This is a genomic window from Desulfoprunum sp. (genome assembly GCF_053613775.1).
In genome coordinates this window covers 41,726-65,951 of record NZ_JBSHXH010000005.1, presented here as the reverse complement: position 1 = coordinate 65,951, position 24,226 = coordinate 41,726, and the positions used below count along the sequence as shown (strand labels likewise).

At 56.6% G+C, this 24,226-nt stretch carries 12 protein-coding genes, 1 tRNA gene and 2 pseudogenes; 10 read left to right on the top strand and 5 right to left on the bottom strand.

What is annotated here, in order from left to right; genetic code table 11:
• Positions 1–21: 21 nt before the first annotated feature.
• On the bottom strand, positions 22–1,005 hold the full coding sequence (locus ACWGKN_RS12475; RefSeq protein WP_452095400.1) for an aldo/keto reductase: 984 nt from the start codon (positions 1,003–1,005) through the stop codon (positions 22–24).
• Positions 1,006–1,480: 475 nt separating this feature from the next.
• Between ACWGKN_RS12475 and ACWGKN_RS12470 the strand changes: the two genes are divergently transcribed.
• Positions 1,481–1,762, top strand: coding sequence for a hypothetical protein (locus tag ACWGKN_RS12470; RefSeq protein WP_452095368.1), 282 nt, complete (start codon positions 1,481–1,483; stop codon positions 1,760–1,762).
• 420 nt (positions 1,763–2,182) lie between these two features.
• Here ACWGKN_RS12470 and ACWGKN_RS12465 read toward each other — a convergent pair whose 3' ends face one another.
• Both ACWGKN_RS12465 and ACWGKN_RS12460 read right to left on the bottom strand, forming a co-directional pair.
• Positions 2,183–3,064, bottom strand: coding sequence for an FmdE family protein (locus ACWGKN_RS12465; protein ID WP_035226998.1), 882 nt, complete (start codon positions 3,062–3,064; stop codon positions 2,183–2,185).
• Between the two features lie 163 nt (positions 3,065–3,227).
• A complete protein-coding gene (locus ACWGKN_RS12460; protein ID WP_452095367.1) occupies positions 3,228–3,566 on the bottom strand; it encodes a hypothetical protein in 339 nt (112 codons plus the stop codon).
• Positions 3,567–4,428: 862 nt separating this feature from the next.
• Here ACWGKN_RS12460 and ACWGKN_RS12455 point away from each other — a divergent pair.
• From ACWGKN_RS12455 to ACWGKN_RS12440, 4 genes are all read left to right on the top strand, one after another.
• Positions 4,429–5,577 (top strand): MBOAT family O-acyltransferase, encoded by a 1,149-nt coding sequence (locus tag ACWGKN_RS12455; RefSeq protein WP_452095366.1) that lies wholly within the window; start codon positions 4,429–4,431, stop codon positions 5,575–5,577.
• Complete coding sequence (locus ACWGKN_RS12450; RefSeq protein WP_452095365.1) at positions 5,564–5,746, top strand: hypothetical protein; 183 nt, start codon at positions 5,564–5,566, stop codon at positions 5,744–5,746. Before ACWGKN_RS12455 ends, ACWGKN_RS12450 begins: the two co-directional genes overlap by 14 nt.
• Positions 5,747–5,755: 9 nt before the next feature.
• On the top strand, positions 5,756–6,772 hold the full coding sequence (locus ACWGKN_RS12445) for a hypothetical protein (protein WP_452095364.1): 1,017 nt from the start codon (positions 5,756–5,758) through the stop codon (positions 6,770–6,772).
• 239 nt (positions 6,773–7,011) lie between these two features.
• Positions 7,012–7,896 carry an ArsA family ATPase gene (locus ACWGKN_RS12440; protein ID WP_052159687.1) on the top strand — a complete coding sequence of 295 codons (885 nt, stop codon included), beginning with the start codon at positions 7,012–7,014 and terminating at the stop codon, positions 7,894–7,896.
• 139 nt (positions 7,897–8,035) lie between these two features.
• On the opposite strand, the gene ACWGKN_RS12435 is transcribed toward ACWGKN_RS12440, so the two are convergent.
• Positions 8,036–8,110 (bottom strand) — tRNA-Val (locus tag ACWGKN_RS12435).
• Positions 8,111–8,384: 274 nt separating this feature from the next.
• Between ACWGKN_RS12435 and ACWGKN_RS12430 the strand changes: the two genes are divergently transcribed.
• Both ACWGKN_RS12430 and ACWGKN_RS12425 read left to right on the top strand, forming a co-directional pair.
• Positions 8,385–9,086: a transposase gene (locus ACWGKN_RS12430; protein WP_452095363.1), complete on the top strand. Its 702-nt coding sequence runs from the start codon at positions 8,385–8,387 to the stop codon at positions 9,084–9,086.
• 19 nt (positions 9,087–9,105) lie between these two features.
• A pseudogene (locus ACWGKN_RS12425) lies at positions 9,106–9,753 on the top strand (IS1595 family transposase); the annotation flags it as partial.
• A gap of 13 nt (positions 9,754–9,766) precedes the next feature.
• On the opposite strand, the pseudogene ACWGKN_RS12420 reads toward ACWGKN_RS12425, so the two are convergent.
• A pseudogene (locus ACWGKN_RS12420) lies at positions 9,767–10,328 on the bottom strand (transposase).
• Between the two features lie 362 nt (positions 10,329–10,690).
• On the opposite strand from ACWGKN_RS12420, the gene ACWGKN_RS12415 reads away from it, so the two are divergent.
• From ACWGKN_RS12415 to ACWGKN_RS12405, 3 genes are all read left to right on the top strand, one after another.
• Positions 10,691–11,722, top strand: a complete 1,032-nt coding sequence (locus tag ACWGKN_RS12415; RefSeq protein WP_452095362.1) for an IS110 family transposase — start codon at positions 10,691–10,693, stop codon at positions 11,720–11,722.
• 732 nt (positions 11,723–12,454) lie between these two features.
• Entirely contained in the window at positions 12,455–23,800 is an 11,346-nt protein-coding gene (locus tag ACWGKN_RS12410; protein WP_452095361.1) for an NHL domain-containing protein, read from the top strand.
• Positions 23,787–24,125, top strand: a complete 339-nt coding sequence (locus tag ACWGKN_RS12405; protein ID WP_452095360.1) for a hypothetical protein — start codon at positions 23,787–23,789, stop codon at positions 24,123–24,125. Before ACWGKN_RS12410 ends, ACWGKN_RS12405 begins: the two co-directional genes overlap by 14 nt.
• Positions 24,126–24,226: the final 101 nt, after the last annotated feature.

Below are 24,226 nucleotides of genomic sequence, written 5' to 3'. Positions count from 1 at the left end.
GTGATGATCATTTTCCGCATGCTATTTGCCTACTCTCTTTGCATACTCCGCCGGATACCGGTCGCCGGCGATTTCAACTCGTGCGAGCGCTACGTTCAGGTCGTCCATCTCCGCGGTCGTCAGCACGACAGCCGCCGCGCCCAGATTTTCCTCAAGACGGACCATTTTCGTCGTTCCGGGGATCGGCACTATCCACGGTTTCCGGGCCAGCACCCAGGCGAGGGCGATCTGCGCCGGCGTCGCGCGTTTGACAGTCGCGATCTCCTTGACCAATTGCACCAGCACTTGGTTGGCATGAAGGTTTTCCGGAGTGAAGCGGGGCACGATGCTGCGGAAATCGGTCGAGTCGAAGGTTGAATTGCGATCGAATCTGCCCGTCAGAAAGCCCTTGCCCAGCGGACTGAAGGGGACGAAGCCGATGCCGAGTTCCTCGAGAGTCGGCAGCAGTTCTTCCTCCGGTTGTCGCCACATCATCGAGTACTCGCTCTGGATCGCCGCCAGCGGCAGGACCGCATGGGCGCGGCGGATCGTCTGCACCCCGGCCTCGGAAAGTCCCCAGTGCCTGACCTTGCCCTGCCCGATCAGTTCCTTCACCGTTCCGGCGACTTCCTCGATCGGCACGTCGGGATCGACGCGATGCTGGTAGTAGAGGTCGATACTGTCGACCCCCAGCCGCTTGAGCGAGCCTTCAACCGCGAGTCGGATCTGTTCCGGCCTGCTGTCAAGGCGCTGTTTGCCGTCCTTGATCCGGATGCCGAACTTGGTCGCGATCGCCACCCGGCCTTTGAATGGTGCCAGAGCCTCGCCGACCAGCTGTTCGTTGGTGAACGGGCCGTACAATTCGGCAGTGTCGAAGAAGGTCACACCCCGATCGACCGCTGCCCGAATCAGCGCTGTCATCTCCTGCCGATCGGCCGGCGGGCCGTACCCGAAGCTCATGCCCATGCATCCAAGGCCGATGGCCGAGATCTCCAGGCCGCTGTTTCCCAGTTTTCGTTTCTGCATCATGTCCTCCTTTGGTGTCGTACCGAAAAATCGCAGTCGGGCGACAATATGGTTGTCTGTTAGTGCGGGTGAGGCTCGATGACCGATCGGTTCAGGCCGCAGCGCGAGCTTGCAGATAAACTTCTTCTCCGATGCTCGTCATCAAGCCATTTTCAACTCTTGAGCGCTCCTTCATTGATGCCCGACTATACAGGCGATGAAGGAGGAAGCGGTAGATTGATCCTGCGGGATTATTGCCTGATCGTCCGAACGTGACGATAATTGCTTCCTCTGGTAAATCGAGACGAGAACTTTGCCGGTTGAGGCAGAACGGATTTGCCCGAAAAATGAGGGGATCTGTATTGGGCAGAGGGAAGTGGTTTCGTTGAAAATGGCCGATAGATCCGGCATGCGCACAAGGTGTCGGCCGAGAGGACATAACGCTGGACATCAAGGGCTGGTCGTTTGATCACCGCAATCCAGGGATACCACGCCGATGTTGCAATGCGCCAAGGCCGGTGTGATTCCTCGAGAGAAAATTCTATATGTCGCCTGTGATCATCCGGCGATTGTGGACATCGGCCTCTATTATCCGGCGCAAATCCGGTGCCAGGAAGGCGGCAGACTTCTACTGGTTGACCAGGTGCATAAGTCAAAAAGATTTTTCCTCTGCCTTGAAGAGGATCCGAGACACTTTCAACCTGCAGGTGATTTTTTTAAGGCTCATCGCCCCTGCGCATTGACCATCAACTCGCCGACCTTTTGGGCAGGGCTGTGATCGACGATCTGTCCGTCCTGTCCCTTCGAGAATTGATCGAGATTAAAACCGGTGCGCACTTTTCCGCCTGTCCACTCGAAGACAGTCTATCGCGACACCAGTCAATCTCCGCCGAGGTCTGCCGTTACTTCCGCCAATTGAATATCTGCCGAAATATCTTCGCCATGGCGCCTGCCCATTTTACCAGGGGTCAACAGGGACCCATTCACGAAAACTCCTGGGGGATGTCAGGATAATGTAGAGGGAAGCTGCCTGCGGCAGAGAGCTTGCCGATTGCAACAACAACGCTCCTTCCGCAGGTCGGCTTTAGTGATATGCTGGGCTTTCAACACAATCCCGTTGAGCATTTGGGCGAATGTTTTCCTCAATTCAAACGAAGAGAAAATCGCTACCAGTTAGAGATCGGTTTCCCAAAGAGAATCATTCAATCGGTTGGCTGCGATATGGATAGTTTTTGAGTCGAGTATCGCTGCGCACATGGGTTTTCGTGATCGCTTTTTCAGGGTCCATCCAATCCTCCCATTTAAAGTTCTCGATTACCTGCGTCTGATAACTCTCCTCAAGAGGACGGTCCAATATATCATTGATATGGAGCCATTGTTGATGACGCATGAGGTCAACCTGGTAAGGGGTTGGGTTTCCGCCAGCCTTTTTCACAATGGCCTTCAGGTCTTCCACATCTTTCAAGGTCACCTTTGGCTTCCATGTGATTTTTCCTGGCAGCATGACAGGTTCGCCTGGGATGTTATTTATTCCATGTTTCCATGTTGCGAGAACGGCTACCTGAGTATCATCTCGATAGAGGATGATGGCATGGCTGTATCGTTTATCTTTAAAAAATGCGAGGTTGCCATATTGCAGTCTTGCTCCGGTCAGGAATGCAACAGCGTCAGACCAGCAGGGAGATTCGCCGCTTATTCCCCGAAGCACGCTACGATCGATGATTCCATCCGGGAAGAGAATTTTGAAGGCAACCCATGCGCAATTTGCAGCGGTTGTGATGCCTTCGCAGTCATGGCCGTGAAACCGCACAATGTCTTTGAGCGTTACGGGATATGTGTAAGGATAATAGCGCCCTTGAGTACCTTTGGTGGCTAATATCTCGAAGACGGGGGCATACGGTTTGGCTACCATGGAGGCATACCAGGTTGGATTACGATCTGGTGCTTCCACTCCTGTTTCAATAAAAATATTTTTGCCTTGCTCGAAAGTTGGTTCGGCTGCAAAGGAGCCCGAAACAAGTAGAAAATAAATGCTGCAAAGACACATTGCAGACTGTGCGAACCTGGATGCGAAATTCATTTAATCCTCCTTCCTTGTGTAATAAAATGGAGTGCCCGACATTGAGGTCAGGTGGAACCACGCTCATTGCGGTATTCCTTGAAACGATTGGTTAACTCAAATAATTTCGTTTATCTTTTGATGCGATATTTCGATGGAAATTCATTCATTGGTTTAAATGGTATTAGCATGGACCATGCATTAAACCATTCAGGAAACTAATTACAAATTCGGTCCATGAATTTGGCGTACCTGGGTAAAAAACAGAAGCGCCGGCCCTTGTTACAATAAAGATTGAAATTACGATATCTCCGACGACAAGCCGAATTGCAAAAGCTTTTATGGTTGAAAATGGAAAAACGAAGAAAAGCAACAAAGATGCCGTAAATAAAATTGTGAAAAACTGCTGCTTCCAAAGGAAACCACCACATGAAAATAGGCCAAAATATATACCACCGGCAATAGCTATAAACAAAGGCGGCAAAAACAGTAGTATTGATGCGTTTTTGTCTTTATCAATCATGCGGTTTATTTCAAGGGCATTTTAATTTCGTGCAGTCAGGCATTCATCAAGAGAGTTCATCTCGGCGCTCACCAGCGGGGCGGACGGCAAGCTGAAAGCTTGACGAAACAACCGACTGGCGAAGTGCCTTGTCCCGGTGCAAGCCGACGGGACAAGTAATTCTGCTGATCTGTATACCATCCCGACTTGTACGGAGTGTTGGATGCTTTCCTGTACCGACAAACCCAGGCTCGTTGCCTTGCCGGTCTGAGAAATTTACGTAATGTACCAAAATATTGTCAGATAATCTCGGAAAATTTGCTAGGCGCCTGACATCCATTTTCTGCGTATTGTCCAAAATGAAGGGGTATGCAATTCTGGAAGAACTTCATATGATACGAGTCCCTGGTGCAGGGCTGACACGTTTCGAGATGTGCCTTGCTGCACAAAGTATTTAAGAAACGCTTCGAATCCATTATAAAAAGTGGCTGCGTTTGGATCTTGATTTTTGTTCGAAGTGTCGTCGTGATGCAAAAAGAAGCGAGAGTCTCGCCGACTTTCAACGTAAGCCCTGCTTTGTAGACTCAGTTCAACAGCGGTTGGAGGTGGTAGTTGCGGTGGACCACGACCGGAAAAGTGGACAGATCCATTTTTTTTTGCCGGCTGACAGGCAATTGACTCTAAAATCTCTATGCCGCGAACAGTCGGGAGAGGCCTTCCATACACCCCGCATCTTATAGTGCAGCGCGGACATAATCGTCAGTCAGTGTTTGTCGCCGATGCTGGCTACACCTATTATCCGGGGAATCTCATCGAGCTCAAGCGTGCCTTTGGCTGTACAATGTATGCTTACTGTCCCCTTTTTATATGATCCAGGGCGTGTATGGTTTTTCATTCTCTTTCCTTCATATGTATCTTCCTGCTCAACATCCTCCTCCCCGTCGGGATATCGTTTTTCACGTTCACCCAGATTGCAGTGCTGGTCGATGCCTATCACGGCAAGGTTCAGCCGATGAAGTTCACCCATTACTGTCTCTTTGCGTCATACTTCCCCTATATCATCGCCGGTCCGATCCTGCGGCACCAGGAACTGCTGCCGCAATTCACCGACACCCGAGGATTCCGGATCAACGGTGACAATTTTGCCATTGGAATTTCCATCGTCATCTTCGGCCTGGGCAAGAAACTCCTGCTTGCCGACAACCTCGGAACGGCGATGAACCCGGTTGTGGCCGTAGCCGACCCGCAATTGCTCCAGGCCTGGCTGGGGGCGCTGGCCTACACCCTGCAGCTGTACTTCGATTTTTCCGGCTACTCGGATATGGCCATCGGGGCCTCGCGACTGCTCGGTTTCAAAATCCCCATCAATTTCAATTCGCCCTACAAGGCCGTCAGCGTCAGTGATTTCTGGCAGCGATGGCATATGTCCCTGTCACAATTTCTCAAGAATTACCTTTATATCTCGCTTGGCGGCAACCGTCGGGGGCAGCTGGTCCGTTACCGCAATCTCATGCTCACCATGCTCCTGGGCGGCCTGTGGCATGGGGCCAACTGGACGTTCGTGATCTGGGGCGGGCTTCATGGTCTGTATCTCTGCATTCAGCATGGCTGGAAACATCTGCGGCGCAACCGGGCGTCCCAGCCCTCGGCGGTGGCGGCGGCAGTAAGCCGGGTTCTGACCTTTGTCGCCGTTATGGTCGCCTGGGTCTTTTTCCGCGCCCCGGATCTGGCCTCGGCCTTGACGGTGCTGGCCGGCCTGGCAGGCCTGCACGGCATGTCCCCGGTCACCGAGCTTGCCTGGCCGGCCTATGGTCTTCTGATCGCCGCCGCGGTCATCGCCTGGTGGATGCCGAATACCAACGAGCTTTTTCTCGCCGCCGACAATGGCGAGGCCAGGGCGCCGGCTGCATTTTCACTGGTTCGGGCCGACTGGTCCCCCAATCTTCGCTGGGGGGTCGCGATCGGCCTCCTGCTGACGCTTTGCCTCTTGAGCATCGACAAGGCCGACGACTTCATTTATGCCCAATTCTGACGAGAAGATGAACCCGCCCGTATCCGCCGGACTGAAGCGCTATTTCCGGGCGATGGGGCTGACGGCGCTGGCCGTGCTGAGCGCCGTTGTAACGCTCAACTACGTGGTCGATCCGTACCTCATCCATCAATGGGACACCCAGCCGATTCATCGACTGAGCCCGACGTAGCAGAAGATCGTGCCCTGGGGCAAAACCTATGCGGCGTTCCGTTATCGTCCCGAGGTGGTGTACCTCGGCAGTTCCCGGACGGAAATCGGCTTGCCGCCCGATTCCCCGATCTTTGCCGGCAAACGGGTTTTCAACCTGGCGCTGGCCGGGGCGTCGTTCGGTGACGCCATCAACATGCTGCGCCATACCAGCGTGTTTTACCGGCCGGAAATCGTCGTCTGGGGGCTCGATTACGGCTGGCAGTTCAGAGAAAAAAACGGCAATAGCGATTTCATCCCGGCGCTGGTGGCGACGGTGCCGTCGTATCCCCTGCGGCGGACGCTGCTGAACCTCAGACGCTCGATTTCCCTGGCAATGGCTGGAGATGCGGTGCAGATCCTCTCCGGTGACTCGGAACGGAAATGCCCGTCACTGCTCGCCACCTACGGGCAGAAGCCCTCGCAATGTATGGAGTATATCATGCACGATGCAGGGGGAACGGCCAAGGCGTTTGAGAAAGTGCTCAAGAAAACGTCGCCGCTTGGACGCCCGCCCGACGTTCCAGCTGCTATCCAGCTCCTGGATCAGGTCACGGACGATTACTGCCGGAGGGGTACCGTGTTCCGCTTCTTTGTTCAACCCGTCCATGCCCTGGCCGAACTGTCGTATTGGGCAAAACGCCGGCAGGAAGTCGACGACTGGAAAAGATCGCTGACGACGGTGATCGATGCCCGCAGGCGAGAGGGATGCGATATTCGCCCGGTCGATTTTTCCGGTTTCAATCGGATAACCACCGAAGAGATCCCGCAGGCCACCGGTCAGGAGAACATGCAGTACTACTGGGAGCAGTCGCATTATCGCAGTGAAGTCGGGCAGATGATACTTGAGCGATTGTTTCGCGAGGGTCGGCAGGATGAGAGGGATGACTTCGGCGTCGATTTATCCGGCGAAACGATCGAGCAGCACCTTCGGGAGTTTGGCACAAGGCGCCGGGACTATATCTCCAGTCATCCCCGTGAAACCGGGAATATGACCGGAAATCCCTAGGAGGCTCCCCGCAGGTCCGCAAAGAGGGCTATCTCTATCGGCGTCAAGATTTTGTCGTAATCCTTCTACCAGAACCTCAGGTCCCATTGTCCATCGCCGATTTGACGTCATCTTGTCGCGAGCGACCTCCCATGGTAGAATGGTAAGGATCAGTAAATAAAGCAAAATATTTTCTGATTCCAGATTTTGTGGACGATCGGCATCTTACGGATTCATAACTCTGCTTTCGGATTTCAACAGTGACCAAAATTATAATGTTTACCGGTAAGGGCGGAGTCGGCAAGACAACCATGTCGGTGGCGACAGCTCTCCACCACGCCGGCGTCGGGAAAACCCTGCTCATTTCAACCGACCCTTCCGGCTCGTTGAGTGAAATCTTCTCCCGCCCCCTCAACAGCAAGGTCCATACCGTGGCTCCCAATCTCGATGCGGTGGAGTTGAGCCGAAAGCTGGTCCTGGATCTGTGGCGGGAGAAATTTGCTGATGATATCTACACGGTTTTATCCTCTTTTCTGCCGGTGGGACGGGAGATTATCGACTACCTCGAAGGGGCTCCGGGAATCGAGGATGAGTTCATGCTCGACTATCTCCTGACGATGGCCGAGTCCGGGGATTATCCGACGATAGTCTGGGATACTGCTCCCACCGTCACCACGTTGAACCTGCTGTTTATCCAGCAGATGTTTTACTCTCACCTGACCCAGGCCCATAAGCTCTACTTCAAGGTGAAAAAGGTATTCAACAACGTCGATCCGCTGGCGCTGATCAACAGGTGGCGTTCGTTGACGGAACGGATAATCGAGCTTCTGCGAACCGATACCTGTGCGTGGGTGGTTGCCAACCCGGAACACCTGGCAATTCAGCAGGCCTCTAATATAGCAGACTCCTTTGATGATTTCGGGATTGAAGTGCAGGGTTTTATCCTCAACAAGGTATTACCGGCAGAGTTTTGTCAGGACCACCCATTCTGGCAGGCGAAATATAGTGCTCAGCAGAAATGCCGTGAAAAAATGCTGCATAAAGCCGACACTCGCCCGTTAAAGGAAATACCGGAATTGATCGGCAGTATACAGATTGAAGGGTTTCTGCAGGAAGTCGCTGGTCTTCTCCACCAGAACCGATAGGAACAAGGTTGACTGACCGCCATTCGGTGGTCTCTTGAATATGCTATTCCGAATCTGCATTCCTTCTATCTGACTTGATATATCCTCACTCAATAAAAAAGGGGTTCCTGAAGAATCAGGAACCCCCGGGCAATTCATTTGGTGGGCGATGCAGGATTTGAACCTGTGACTTCCACCGTGTGAAGGTGGCACTCTCCCACTGAGTTAATCGCCCACGGGAAGTGCATGAAATATATCGGAGGATCGCACCTGAAGGCAAGTTATTATTTTGATGGAGCCCTCCCGATACGTCGTTTCAGCCATCATCATTAAAAAAAGCTGTCTCAATCCAACACATCCGGGACCCTCGAAAAAAGCGTAAGGCGTAATTGGGGTCAGAGTATATTTAAATAATTGGGGTCAGAGTATATTTAAATGTTGCATTACCTCACACGACAAATTAGATTGCGCCTATCAAACGAAAGTATCCTATACGATGTACAGAAGCCATGGCCAGACTACCAAGAATCGCTCCAGCAGACGTTCCGATCCATATCATCCAGCGTGGCAATAATCGTCAGGTCTGCTTTGCCGCCGGAGAGGACTATGGCGCATATATCGTCTGGCTCACTGAATACGCCAAGAAATATATGGTCGAGGTCCATGCATGGGTTATGATGTCCAATCATGTGCATCTGTTATGCACCCCCCGGCGAGAAGGTTCGGTAAGCCTGATGATGCAGTCGCTGGGTCGTCGTTATGTTCGCTACTTCAACCATCAGTACCAGCGAAGCGGGACACTGTGGGAAGGCCGCTACAAATCCTGCCTGATTCAGGAGGATCTCTACTTGCTGGAAGTCTACAGATATATGGAGCTCAATCCGGTCAGGGCCGAAATGGTTGCGGACCCCGGCGACTATCGTTGGTCAAGTTACCAAGTCAATGCCCTGGGGCACAGATCCGAATTATGCACTCCACATTCGGCTTTCCTTGCTTTGGGTGTAAACGCCGTAGAGAGAAGGAAGAATTATCGCACCCTTTTTGAGCGGCACGTTGAAGGCGAGTTGCTGACACAAATACGGGGGAATACGAATAAAGGGCTGGCACTTGGCAACGATCGATTCAAAGAAGAAATCGAGGCGTTAACCGGCAGAAGGGTAAAAGCGAAGAAACGGGGCCGCCCTGTGGGGTGGCGGAAGGAGAAGGATTAATTTTACTCTGACCCCTTTTAGCCTGGGTACCAGTTACCGGACGGCTTGGGCGATTCTCCAACGATACCGGGTATCGATGGTGCGTAGTGAGCGGGGGCAGTTGTCGGGTATTGTCGAAGTTGACGAGGCACTCCTTGGTGGCGTCGTGCAGGGCGGCAAGCGCGGCCGCGGAGCCACTAAGTCTATTGTTGTGATAGCTGTCGAGATCAAGAAACCTAAAGGTTTTGGGCGAATTAGAATGCGTCATATTCCAGAAGCCTCTTTTGCTTATCTCCAGCCTTTCATCAGTGACGTTGTAGCCGAGAAGGCAACTGTTCGCACAGACGGCTGGAAAGGATACAATGGATTGTTCAAGCACGAGTACGTACATGAAAGGACTGTGCTTTCCTCATCGGATGACCCTGCGCATGTTTCGATGCCAGGTGTGCATCGTGTAGCAAGCCTCCTCAAACGCTGGATTTTGGGAACTCATCAGGGATCTTTTGTACCCGGTCATCTCCAGGCCTACTTGGAAGAATTTACATTTCGCTTCAACCGCCGTACATCCCGCAGCCGGGGGCTTGTATTTCGTCGGCTTATGGAGCAAACCGTGGTCACCCCGCCGGTGACTGAAGCTGACGTGACTTTCGGCTATAATTGGAGCCGAAGTCAAGGGGAGAGGAGCTAACCGACTACCCCCTTTAATCTATTTTCCGCCACCCCACAGGGCGGCCCCGTTTCTTCGCCTTTACCCTCCTGCCGGTTAACGTCTCGATTTCTTCTTTGAAGCGATCGTTGCCAAGCGCCAGCCCCTTATTCGTATTCGCCCGTATTTCCGTCAGCACCTCGCCTTCAACGTTCCGCTTAAACAGGGCACGATAATTCTTTCTTCTCTCTACAGTGTCCACCCCCCCAAAGCAAGGTAAACCGAATGTGGGGTGCAGAGGCCGGATCTGCACCCCAAAGCATTGACTTGATAACTTGACCAACGATAATCGCCGGGGGCTGCAACCATCTCTGCCCTGACCGGATTGAGCTCCATATATCTGTAGACTTCCAGCAAGTAGAGATCCTCCTGAATCAGGCAGGATTTGTAGCGGCCTTCCCACAGTGTCCCGCTTCGCTGGTATTCATGATTGAAGTAGCGCACATATCGACGCCCCAGCGACTGCATCATTAGGCTCAGTGCACCTCTCCGCCGAGGAGTGCATAACAGATGAACATGGTTGGACATCATCACCCAGGCGTGGACACATCCACCATATATTTTTTTGCGTATTCAGTGAGCCAGCCGATATATGCCCCATAGTCTTCTTCCGCAGCGAATCAAACCTGGCGATTATTGCCGCGCTGAATGATATGAACCGGAACATCGACCGGTGAGATTCTTGGTAAACGGACCATGGGTATTGCTTTGTCAAAGGGGTGCTGTTGTTTGATAGGATCAACCTAACCTGTCGTGGCTGTGGCGCAACGTTTAAATTTACTCTGACCCCAATTATAAATTTACTCTGTTTGAATGCATAAGCCCCAAGAACGGAAGAAACCTCCATGTGGGTATATAATGTTTAACAACTGTTGGGTCGAGAACCAGCTCGCCCAAAATACACCACAGGGAGGTTTCTATGAGCGCATGTTACTTTATCGGGTTGGATATCCACAAGAAGATGATTGCCTACTGCATCAAAACTATTGACGGTCGCCTGGTCGATCAAGGGATGGTTTCCGCAGACAGGGTATCGTTGAGTGCATGGGCGCAGCGCCTACCCGGTCCATGGATCGGAGCGATGGAGGCCACCATCTTCACTGGCTGGGTGTATGATTTTCTCGCGCCCCATGCTCTGGCGCTGAAGGTGGCCCACCCCGAGATGCTCAAAGCCATCACTGCGGCCAAGAAGAAAAATGACCAGGCCGATGCGGAGAAGATCGCCGATCTTCTGCGGGTCGACTTGTTGCCGGAATGTGCCATGCTCCCGCAAGAAATCAGGGAGTTGCGGCGGATTCTACGGTATCGCAATCACCTGGTGCGGACCGCAGTCAACATGCACAACAAAATGTCCGGCCTGTTGATGGAAGTTGGGGCCGGCTACAGCAAGAACCGCCTGCGTGGCAAGAAATATTTCCATGAACTGCTGCACCGGCTTGACGAGATACCGCCTTCGGTCAAGGAACTCCTGATTTTGAGTCGTGCCGGGATTGAGATGTTCCAGACGTTCCAGAAACGGCTGATCCAAGCCTTGCGGACTAATCCACTAATCCAGGAAAGGGTTACCCGCTTGATAACCATTGCCGGGGTCGGCGAGGTTACGGCGCTGACCTGGGTTTTGGAAATCGGGCCTGTTTCTCGATTTGGCTCAATTCGCCAGGCCATCAGTTACTGCGGGCTGTGCAGTGCGCAACGGGAATCCGCCGGCAAGCAACAGCGGGGTCCGATCTCCAAAAAGCGCAACAAACATCTCCAGAGCATTCTGGTCGAGGCGGCAAAATTAGCCCCGCGCTGGAACCCACAACTGGCTGACATCCATCAGCGGGAATTGAACAGAGGCAACCGGAACCGAGCCACACTTGCGGTGGCCAGACGACTGGTCGCCTACATGATGGCGGTTGACAAAGGCGAAACCAACTTCGTCTTCCGCGAGGAACAAAAAGCGGCTTAGGAAAAATGTAGCATACGCTCTACCAAAAACCACGATCTTCCCGCCGGTCCTCGCCGAATTGGGGTCTCTGCATGCAAAGGATGCAATGCAGCTTATACTCTGTTTCGAGGCCGGTGGGTTGACCCACACTCAATCTTCTGCCGAGGTCGATGAGGATACAGGGTAATATGAACCGTATCCGGTCTCGAATGCAGCAAATGGATGTCTGGTCGCGTGTTTACGCTGACTCATTGGACAAGAAGAAAAAGATCGAGTTGCGGCAGGGTGTTTGAAAATGCGCAAGGCATTGAGTTGAGCTCGCAACCCGCTCCAGTGGGAGGGCCATTCCTCCGACGAGCTACACTTTGGCCCATTCTCGGAACGGCCCTCCCACTTCCGCTCCCACCGAGGTGTAGCCAAGATCGGGGCAGCGGCAAGACGGGAGCAGACTCATTCCTGGGCGAGACGGGAAACCTCCGTTTTCCCATTGACAATACTTATCATGGATGACCCCAATTATACCATTATATGTCGGGATGGCTGAGCGGGGACCTGTCAGGAGAATGTCATCCTCCCAGGGTATGATAGGCGGGCTGTTCGCGGAATGTGCTGCCGGTCCCGGCTGCGCCGCCCGGGCCGCCAGCCGTCAACGGCGGCAGGAAAAGGTAGCCGAAGATCGGTACCTGTCCGGATAATGACGGATATACGAGACGTTACGGATACTCTTTAAGAAGGACTGGAAGGGAGGAAGCGGTGACAAGAACAGGTCTTTTCCGTTATCTCGGCGTCCTGGTGGCGCTGGTGGGTGGTATCCTGGCCGGAACCGCCGCAAACTCGAGCGAGATCAGCGCCTTTGGCCCGAAAAAATATGTCCGGACCACCGGGGCGCCCAATGTCTACCAGGACACCTTTGCCGCCGAACCGGGCGAGGCGTGGATCATCATCCGCAATGGCCTTGAAGGGCAGAAATCAAATGCCGACGATCGCGTCACCTCCGCCGTGGTCAGCCTCAACGGCGCCGTCCTCTTTACCCATGATGATTTCAAGCACCAGACCTCTATCCTCGAAGCGCCCGTTGCCTTGAGTGCCGAAAATGAAATTCGGGTGGAACTCGAAAGCAAACCCGGCTCGTATATTTCGATTGAAATCCTCCAGACCATCGCCGATCCGCTGCACGATCTGCTGGTTGCCGATATCGCCGCTGATATCTCCAACTGCCCGGAATATATCGATCTATCTGTTGAGATCACCAACCAGGGGGAGGCCGAAATCCCGGCCGGGGTCCATGTGGCGTTGTACAACGGCGATCCGGAAGCCGGGGGACAACTCATAGGGACGGGAGACAGCCGGGAGATCCTGCCGCCGACGGGGACTGAGACGGTCACCTATCGCTGGAGCAATCCCCCGACCGGAGAGGTGTCAATTTTTGCCAGGGTCGACGATGACGGCTCCGGTGTCGGTCAGTATGCAGAAGTGGATGAACTCAACAACCTGGTCTCGGCCGAGCTCACCCTCTGTCAGGAGACGCCGGCCGGACAAGGCTCGATTGCCGGCAAGGTCATCGATGCCGTCAGTGGTGCCGGTCTCAGCGATGTTCAAGTTGTTCTTCGTCCGGATCAGGACGGAACCCCCGGTACCGCCGTGGCCACTGCCCGAGCGGATGCGGACGGGACCTTTCTCTTTACCGGGCTGGCCGCTGGAACGTATCACATCGCGGCCGCGCACCAGGGCTATATCGACAACAGCAAAACGGTGGTCCTCGGGGAGCATGTCGAGCTGGCGGATCAGGACCTGGTGCTGTCACCGGTCCTTGCCGACAACGAGATCCGCATCGTCCTCACCTGGAACCAGAGTCCGGCCGATCTCGAGGCCCATCTCACCCAGCCGAATGACGTCGGCTGCAGGTACCACTGTTATTATTTCAACAAAACGATTCCGACCGCCAATCTCGATCTCGATGACCGCAACGGTTTCGGTCCCGAGACCATAACCATCACCGACAAGGTTTCGGGGACCTACCGCTACTACGTCCACGACTTCACCAACCGCACCACCAACAGCCGCTGGCTGTCGCTTTCCGGCGCCCAGGTCAAGGTGTATGCCGGCAACCATGAACCGCTCGTCTTCACCGTCCCGCCCGGCTACGGCAATGTATGGCACGTCTTCGATCTCAATGGCGAAACGGGAGAAATAGTCCCGGTTCATTCGATGTCGAATCAGTCCGAGCCGGGCAAGATCGATTATCCGGTCATCGTCTCCACCCCCGGCGACCGTGCTTACTGGGACACCCCCTATGCCTATCAGGTGAAGGCCACCGATCCGGATAACGACCCGCTGGTCTATGCCCTCGACAAGGCGCCGGCCGGGATGACCATCGACTCCGCAACCGGACTGGTCCAATGGCGGCCGTCGGGGGCCCAGAGCGGGAGGTATTATGTCACCGTCAAGGTCACCGATGACCGTTGCGGGGAAGTAACGCAGAGTTTCAGCATCTACGTCTATTCTCAGCCAACCGCCCAGTTCTCCGTCGATCCCTGCTCCGGGACGAATCCGGACGGAGACATAACCCTGAGTTGGAGCACAACCCTGGCCGCGACCGTCCTGATCGAGCCGGGCATCGGCGTGGTCGAGAAAAATGGCTCATTGACCATCCCGTCACCGGCGGATCCAACGATCTATACCCTCACCGCCTTCAACGACGCCGCCTTGACCAAACGAACGGTCCCCGGCGGGCCATCGGCATCGTTCTATTTTTCGCCAAACCGGATTTATAAGGGACAGAGCACGACGTTGCGCTGGACCCCGTACTGCGCGAATGAAGCGGTCATCGACCACGAGGTAGGGCCGGTGACGGCAGCCGGTTCACTGGTAGTGACCCCGATAGAAACAACGACATACGGCATGAAGGTGAGCAACGCCGCCGGGAGCAGGAATTATTCGGCAACGGTGTATGTCGTCGAGCCGCCTCCGCCGCCACCGCCCTCCCCGCCGAGCATCAATTTTTCGGTTTCTCCCACCTGCAACATGACTCCCGGGGAGCCCCTCACCCTGACGTGGTCGACCAGCGGCGCGACCAGCGCCTCCATCAGTCCCGATATCGGCGAGGTTCCCCTGGCCGGTACCAGGCAGGTATCTCCTTCGATAGCCGGCAGCTATACGCTGGAGGCGACAGGGGACGGCGGGGTCAGAACCCGAACGGTGACTTTTCCCGATTATCCCAGCGTTTCGTTCTCGGCCTCGACCTATTCGATCGATCTTGGGGGCAGCGTCACTCTGCACTGGAGTGCGGGCTGCGCCGACACGGTGGTCATCAACCAGGGGATCGGCGCGGCGGCGGGCCAGGGCACGCTGACCGTGACCCCGGCAAGCCTGCCGATCACCTATACCGTCACCGCTACCAACGAGCGGGGCCCGGTGAGCCGCAGCGTCACGATCTCCCCGATCGGCCCGGCCGGAACCATGAGTGCCGACCCGGCCATCTTGAAGGTCGGCGACAGCACTACGCTCACCTGGACCAGCACCCGGGCCACCTCCTGCTCCCTCTCCCCGGATGTGGGCGAGGTCGACTGCAACGGGACGCTGACGGTCACCCCTGTCAAACCGACGACCTATAGCCTCATGATGGTGGGGGCGGGCGGGACTGCCTATCGTAAAGTCGCGGTGACGTTCGTCGCCCCGGTGGCCGATCTCAAGGCCTCGGCCACGACGATAAACGCCGGGGAAAGCGTCCGGCTGACCTGGGTCTATGCCAACGCCACCAGTTGCGTCATCGATCAGGGCATCGGGGCGGTGGAGCTGGGCGGCGAGACCACGGTGACCCCGGCGGTTACCACCACCTACACCATGACCTCGACCGGGCCCGGCGGGGTCGCCAGGGACAGCGTCACCATCACCGTCATTCCCGCGAACCCGCCGCCGGCGGTGACGCTGACGACCGGGGAAAACATCATCATCCGCGGCAATTCGACAACACTCAGCTGGGACAGCAGCTCTGCCGAGTCCCTGACCATCGCCCCCGGGATCGGACCGGTGGCCACTTCCGGCTCGACCGTTGTCGCCCCGGAGGTCACCACGACCTACACCGCGACGGCCACCGGTCCCGGCGGGACGGCCACCGCCAGCCGGATCATCACCGTGCTGCAACCGGCGCCGACCCTGACCCTCCAGGCCGAACCCGCCGCCATCGCCAATGGTGATTCGGCCCAACTCGCCTGGTCGAGCAGCAACGCCGACCAGGTGGTCTTCAACCAGGGCATCGGGGCGGTGGGGCTCCAGGGATCGCTGGCCGTCAGCCCCGCTCAGACCACAACCTATATCGCGACGGCGAAGGGACCTGGCGGCACGGTATCGAAAAATGTCACGGTCACAGTCGATTCTCCCACGCCGACGGCAACCTTGTCGGCCGCACCAGCGGCGGTGCTGGCGGGGCAGGCGACCCAATTGAGCTGGACCACCGCCAATGCCGACACCGTCTCCATCAGTCCGGACATCGGTACGGTGGCAACCAGCGGCAACATGGCTGTCAACCCTGTTGCAGATACCACCTATACCCTGACCGCGACAGGACCGGGTGGGACCGTGAAGGAGAGTGTCGCGGTTACGGTTTACCCCGAACTGGTCCTGCAGATCGCCGCCCCGGCTACCGGCACTGTTACCGCCACCCCGACGATCCAGGTGAGCGGGCGGGTCACCGAGGGCGCCACCGTCACCGTCAATGGCGCGCCGGCAACGGTTACCGGCAATTCCTTCTCCTCGGAGGTTGTGCTGGGGGCAGAGGGGGAACACAGCCTTGCCGTCGAGGCCGAAGATACGTACGGCCAGCGGAAATCCGCCACGGCGTCCATTCTCTATATTGCCATCCCGACAGTATCCATCGATGCCGACAAACGCCGTATCGCCGCCGGTGACACCGTCACCCTCACCTGGACCAGCGAAAACTGCAGCGACGCCGCCATCGAACCGGGTCTCGATGCGGTTGCCTGCAATGGAGCAACTCAAGTATCCCCCGCCGACACCACGGAATACATCATCAGCGCCAGGGGCAGCGGGGAAAAAACCGCCAGGGCAAGTGTCGTCATCGTCGTCGACGATCTCTACGGTGACCCCACCCCGGAAGAACAGGCCCACCTTGAGGCAATCAATCGGGCACGGGCCAACCCTTCATCGGAAGCGGCACGGCTGAGCATCGATCTGAACGAGGGGCCGCCTGAAGAAATGATCGGCGATGCGCCGTTGCCGCCGCTGACATTCAACGACAGGTTGACCCGGGCGGCACGCAGCCACAGCCAGGATATGGTGGACAACCACTATTTTGCCCACGAAGGCAGTGACGGCAGCACCCCGGCCGATCGCTGCCTGGCCGCCGGATTTGTGGGGGACACCGGCGAAAATATCGCCGCCGCCATGTCGAGCAGTCCCCTGGACCCCTTCCGGACCTCGCTCAAACTGCACGATGATCTTTTTCTCGACGTTGACTATCCGGGACGCGGTCACCGCATCAACATCCTCGGCGCCGAGTGGACGGAGATCGGTATCGGCTATCTGCACCGGAGCATTCAGGCAGATGCACCCTATGGCGGGGTGATCACCTGTAATTTCGGCAAGAAAAATGATGGCGGACATTTCCTCCTGGGGGTGGTCTATGCCGATGCCGATGCCGATCGGAACTATGATGCCGGCGAGGGTATAGCCCATGCCCTGGTCCGTGATCTCACCAGTGACGCCAAGGCCTATTCGGCGTCGGCCGGCGGCTACTCACTGCCCCTGGCCGATGGCGACCATACCATCCAGGTCAGCCTGCCCGACGGCCGAACCCTGAACCGGCAGATACTGATGGCGGGAGCCAATATCAAGCAGGACTTCGAGGTGGGGATGTTTGTCGATCATCCCCCCACGGTGGAGTTCGCAAGCCGGGATCAGGCGATCCAGCCGGGACAGACCACCAGGCTGGTATGGACCGCCACCGACGCCCAATACGCCGCAATCGACAACGGTATCGGCTATCTGCCGGCCAACGGCTCGGTTGCCGTGGCCCCGGTGGAAACGACCACCTATACCATCACGGTAACGGGGAGAGGGGGCACCGCGACGGCCGGCGTCACGGTGCATGTCAGTGATTTCGCCGTGCCGCCGACGATGGAATTTACCGCCTCGCCGGTGACCATCCCCCAAGGCGGATCGACAACGCTGTCCTGGACGACGCTCGATGCCCAGCGTGTCCATATCGATAACGGGATAGGGGAAGTGGCCCTGAACGGTTCGGTGCTGGTCGCCCCGGAATATTCGACCACCTATACCCTGACCGCCGTCAGTCCGGGAGGGGTGGCCAATGCCCGGGTCAGGGTCCTGGTCACCGGCGAACCTGAGCCCCAGCCGGCCGGTTCGTTCGGGGCTCTGTACAACAACCAGATCCCCGCCGACGCCACGGTGGCGGGCTATGATCCGGAACGGTTCGGCCTGGCCACCGGCGAGGTGAGGCGTCTCGCCGGTGCTCCCCTTGGCGGCGTGGCGGTGACCATCCTCGACCATCCTGAATACGGCACCGCCGTCACCGACGACACCGGTAAATTCGTGCTGCCCGTTCATGGGGGAACCACTCTGACCCTGGTCTATAGCGGTGACGGGTTCCTCCCGGTCCAGCGCCAGGTCTACGTACCGGTCAACGATATCGCCATTGCCGAGACCGTCCACCTACTGCAGCAGGATTCCCGGGTGACCGAGGTCCGACTCGATGGCGATGCCGCCACGATCATCACCCATCGCAGTTCTCCGGTAACCGATGGCTCGGGGCCGCGCGCCCTCACCATGGTGTTCCAGGGGGACAACCGCGCCTTTGCCGTCGATGAGGACGGCAGGCAGGTGCGCGAGCTCAGGAGTTTCAACGTCCGCGCCACCGAGTATGCCACCGCGGCCTCGATGCCGGCCGAGCTGCCGAAGACCTCGGCTTACACCTACTGCGCCGAATTGCAGATCGACGGGGTCGACCGGGTCCGATTTGACAAGCCGGTGGTCACCTGGGTCGACAACTTTCTCGGTTTCAAGGTCGGGGCGGCGGTACCGGTCGGCGCTTATGATCGCGACAAGGGCCTCTGGGTCGCCTCCCGCAACGGCGTGGTCGTGACCCTTCTCGATACCGACGGCGATGGGGCGGTCGACGGGATCGACCGCGACGGCGATGGTGCACCCGATGATCTCAACGGCAACGGCAACCTCCACGATGAGGCCCTCGGCCTTGCCGACCCCCAATTCTATCAGCCCGGGGCGACATTCTGGCGAATCGAGGTGGACCATTTTTCGCCATGGGATTTCAACTGGTGCTCGTTCATCAGCCTGATGAATATGCTCGGGTTCAATATCGCCAGTCTGCAGGAGCAACTCTGCCCTGATTGTCCGCAGTCGGCTACGGGCTCATCGGTCGGCGATGCAAGTCAGATATTTTACGAGAATATCGCCATTCCCGGCACCGGTCTGAGCCTCGCCTATGCCAGTGACCGGGCCGAAGGCTACCACAATGTGATCTCGGTGCCGGTGAGTGGCGAAGAGGTGCCGGACAGCGTCAAACGGATCGAAGTGGAACTGGATATTGCCGGACGTAAATTTACCAGGACCCTGGAGCCGTCCCCCAAACAGGTGGCTGAATTTGTCTGGGATGGCCGGGACCTGCTGAACAACAGGGTCCTGCACAGGGTCACCGCCCAGGTCAGCATCGGCTATGTCTACGATTCGTACTATATGGACTCCGGTTATATGGAGATGGCCTTCGGTTGGTTCGGCACCACCCCGACGACGGTGCCGACCCGAGACGAGGTCATCAACTGGCGGCGCAGCCAACTTGCGATCAATCCGGCGGAAAAGGGACATGGCCTGGCCCAGGGCTGGTCGATCTCGGCCCATCACAAACTCAGTCCGACCGACCCGACCACGCTGCACAAGGGCGACGGTTCGGTGATCAGAAACGACACCCCGGTGATCGCCACCGTCGCCGGCACCGGGGAAGAGGGGTGGGCGACCGACGGCGCGGCGGCACGGGAAACGCCGATCAGCACCCCGGTCAGCACCGCCGTCGATCCGGCGGGCAACATCTATGTGGCCAACCAGGTCCATCCCGCCATCCTCAAGATCGACAGAACGGGGATCATCGAGATCGTCGCCGGCGGCCCCGACGGCACTCTCGACGAGGATGGCATCGCCGCCAAAGATGCCCGCATGCACATCCCCAACGACATCGCCTTCGATAGCCGCGGCAATCTGTATGTCGCCGATATGGGGATCAACCGGATCCGCAGAATCGATACCAACGGCATCATCACCACCATCGCCGGCAACGGCCGCCAGGAATCGAGCGGTGACGGCGGGCCGGCCCTTGCCGCCGGCATCATGCCGTCGAGCATCGCCGTCGACGATTCGGGCAGCATCTACTTTGCCGAGGCCTCGTCCTGTGTCGGCGGCGAGGTCGACCCGGTCACCGGCGTGTGCACCGGCGGCGATATCGTCGAGAGCAGTTACCGGGTGCGCCGGATCGCCACCGACGGCACAGTCAGGACGGTTGCCGGCACCGGCGAACAGTATGAGCCGCAGGAGCACGGTTCCAATGGCGACGGCGGACCGGCCGGCCAGGCGTATCTGAGCGGGCCGACCTCGGTCAGCGTCGACCATGACGGCAACCTCTATATCGCCGACGGCACCAGGATCCGAAAGGTCAACCCCAGCGGTACCATCACCACCGTGGCGGGGAACGGCATCTCCGGCTATTCCGGCGACGGCGGTCCGGCAACCCTGGCCCGGATCACCCAGGCCGCCGGCATCACCTTCGACCACCAGGGCAATTTCTATTTTTCCCAGTACTACGGCAACGGCGATGTCATCCGCAAGGTGAGCAGCGACGGCTACATCTCGACCGTCGCCGGCAAGGGTGAGCCGGGCCTGGCGGGCGACGACGGCGCCGCCACCCGGGCCCTGCTGATGCAGCCGCATCGGCTCAGCCTCGATGCCCGCGGGTTTATCGTCATCCCCGATCGGGGCAACCGCCTTGTCCGCAAGGTCGCCGTCAAGAGCTACAGCCAGGAGGATATCCATTTTACCGAAAACAATGGCCAGGGGCACCTGATCACGGCAGAAGGCCGGCATCGTCTCACCTATGACCTGGAGACCGGGGTGTCGCTGCTCGAATTCGGTTATGACGGCGATGGCCTGCTCGACACCATCACCGATCAGTTCGGGAATGTGGTGACCATCGAACGAACGTTTGGGGTTCCGACGGCGATTGTCTCTGCCGATGGCCTGCGGACCAGACTTGCCATCGACGACCATAACCAGCTCAAGGAGTTGACCTATCCCGACGGCAACAGCTATACTTTTGAATACCTCAACAACGATGGCCTGCTGACGGCGAAAAATGAACCCAATGGCAACCGCTTCGCGCACTTGTTCGATGATGCCGGCAGGGTCTACAGGACGACGAACCAGGAGGGCGGTATCTGGCAATTTGCCAGGGAGGCGATTGCGGAAGGCCTGGTCACCAGCACCACCTCCACCCCCAACACCAGTTCCATGGTCAAGAGACTGACCAGATCGACCGGGGCGGTCGACAGCACGAGCACCGCTGTCTCCGGCGAAGTCGTCACCACCGCCATTTCGGCTGACGGCCTCGACTCGTCCAGCACCTCGAGTTGCGGTTCGAAGGTCGAAAGCTCAAGCGATCTGGACTACTGGTTCGACCATACCTCTGTCCACTCCTCCAAGACCACCACACCGGCCGGGCTGAGCCGGGTGATCTCCACAGATAAGACCTATGCAGACGACAATGCCGACGGGCAGCTCGAATCGGTGACCGCAACGACGACGGTCAACGGCAACACGACCACGGGCAGACATGATGTGGCCAATGCCGCCGAGACGATCACGTCGCCGGAAGGCCGAACCATAACCACCCGTTATGATCCCAATACGCTGCAGCCCGTCAGCGTCTCCGTGCCCGGCCTGCTGGCCGCCACCTACGAGTACCGTACCGACGGCAGGCTGGTCGCGGTCACCAGCGGCGCCCGCAAAACGACGTATAGCTATGATTCCAGCGGCAACATTGCCACCATCACCGATCCTCTCAAGCGAGTGACCAGATTCACCGAATACGACGGTGTCGGCCGGGTGAAAAAGGTGGTGCGGCCCGACACCTCCGTCCTGCAGTTTGACTATGACAAAAACGGCAATATGACCCTGTACCGGACCCCGTATCCGGCCGATAACGGTTTAGGTTATAACCGCGTCAACAACCGCTCATCCTTCATAACCCCCTTGGGCAGCACCACCAGCTATGCCTACAACGAAGAACGGCAGCTCGCCAAAGTGACCCTGCCCTCGGCCAGGACGATCATCAACACCTATGCCTCGGGTCGGTTGATGGAGACGGCAACCCCCGAGTGGGTCAACGCCTATACGTATGCCTGCGGTGATAATGTCGACACGATCACCAGAGGCTCGGAGGTCATCGATTTCAGCTATGACGGCAGTCTGGTGACCGGCATCGCCCAGACCGGGACCCTTGCCGGGGCGCTCGGATTGACGTACAACAACGATTTTCAACTCGCCGCCCTGATCTACGCCGGCGCCACCGAAGAAATGGAATACGACAGGGATGGCCTGTTGATCGGTTCCAGTGGTTTCACGATCGGCAGGAAGAGCGACAACGGCCTGCCGGAGAAAGTCACCGATGGGGCATTCGCTCTCAGTCGAACGTTCAACGATCACGGCGAAGTGGACGGCCTCGGCGTTGAAGTCGCGGGCGCCGTCTACAGCTACGATCTCACCCGGGACGACGGCGGCAGGATCGTGAGCAGGACCGAAACCGTTGCCGGGTCGGGCAGCCTGTTCAAATACGGCTATGATCCGCTGGGCCGGCTGCTCACCGTCACCAGGGACGGCAGCCTGGTCGAGGAGTACCGGTATGACAACAACGGCAATCGCACCTACCAGATGAACGCTCAGCTGGGCATCACCGGTCGGACCTTCACCCACTCCCTGGAGGACCATACCCTGACCGCCGGGCCGATCACCTACGAGTTCGACGCCGACGACAATCTGGCGGCGCGGCTCGAGGGAGGGGTGACGACGAAATATGCGTATTCCACCGCCGGAGAATTGCTGCAGGTCACTCTGCCGGATGCAACCGTCATCTCGTATGTCCACGATCCGCTGGGCCGAAGGATCGCCAAAAAAGTAAACGGCACCACGGTGGAGAAATATCTGTGGTCGGGACGGACAACCCTGCTGGCCGTCTACGACGGCAGTGACAATCTCCGTCAGCGATTTCAATATGCCGATGACCGGATGCCCTTCGCCATGACGATGGGGAGCGCCACCTACTATCTGGCCTACGACCAGGTCGGTTCATTGCGCCTGGTGGTCGACAGCGGCGGCAATACCGTCAAACGGATCGAATACGATTCCTTCGGCAATATCCTCAGCGACAGCAACCCGTCGATCACCATTCCCTTCGGCTTTGCCGGCGGCCTCCATGACCGGGAAACCGGGCTGATCCGCTTCGGCTATCGCGACTACCTGCCGGAGATCGGCAAGTGGACGGCCAAGGATCCGATTGATTTTGCCGGCGGGGATAGTAATCTGTATGGGTATGTGGCGAATGATCCGGTGAATGGGGTGGATCCTGAAGGATTAGATGGCATTTTTGTCCATTATGATGGATATTCGGTTAACACAGGACTAGGTTTCAATTTACCACTTGGCCACGCTGGTGCTGTTGCTGTTGATCCAAAAACTGGGACGACCAGATACTATGAGTATGGACGATATGAAAGTGATTTTGGGCAAATAAAGAGAAGGTCAATTCCAGATTTAAAAATAGGGCCGGATAAAAAACCAACCCCTGAGTCTTTAAAAAAACTGTATGAATACTTGTCTAAAGTAATTGGCAAAGGGTTTCCTGTAAGTGCTGAATACTACTCAGACGCTGATTATCAAAAGATAGTCAATTTTGTTGCAGTAATGATGAATAATCCGAAGCGAGATCCTTACAACTGGAGCCCATTAGCTAAACAAAACCATTGCAAGACATTTGCAAGGGAGGCAATTAATGCAGGGCGTTGAGTCTACTAAAACTAGCATTTATACTATTATTTTTCTTGTATCGATCTCTGTAAATATGACTCTTTTTCTTAAACTAATTGATAAATCAATATCATTGGATTATGCAAAAAAAGAACAGGAATTTTTAATAAAACGCTCATTAGATAATCTTGCAGTATTAAATGAATTATGTATTGGTTTTCCAAAAGATAATTTCCGAGGAATTGTTTTAAATCTTATGAATAGGGGAATGATTGTAAAAGAACAACCAACAGAAATTCAAATTGGAGATATTGTTTTTCAATTTAAAAAAGATAAAATAAATCATGTCGATTATATTAAATAATGTGAATAATAATCTCAACAATATGGCATAGCACAGATGCAAACTGAATTTTGGAGTTTCACGATCTTGTCATCGTCATGGTGGCGGGGGTGTATTGCCGC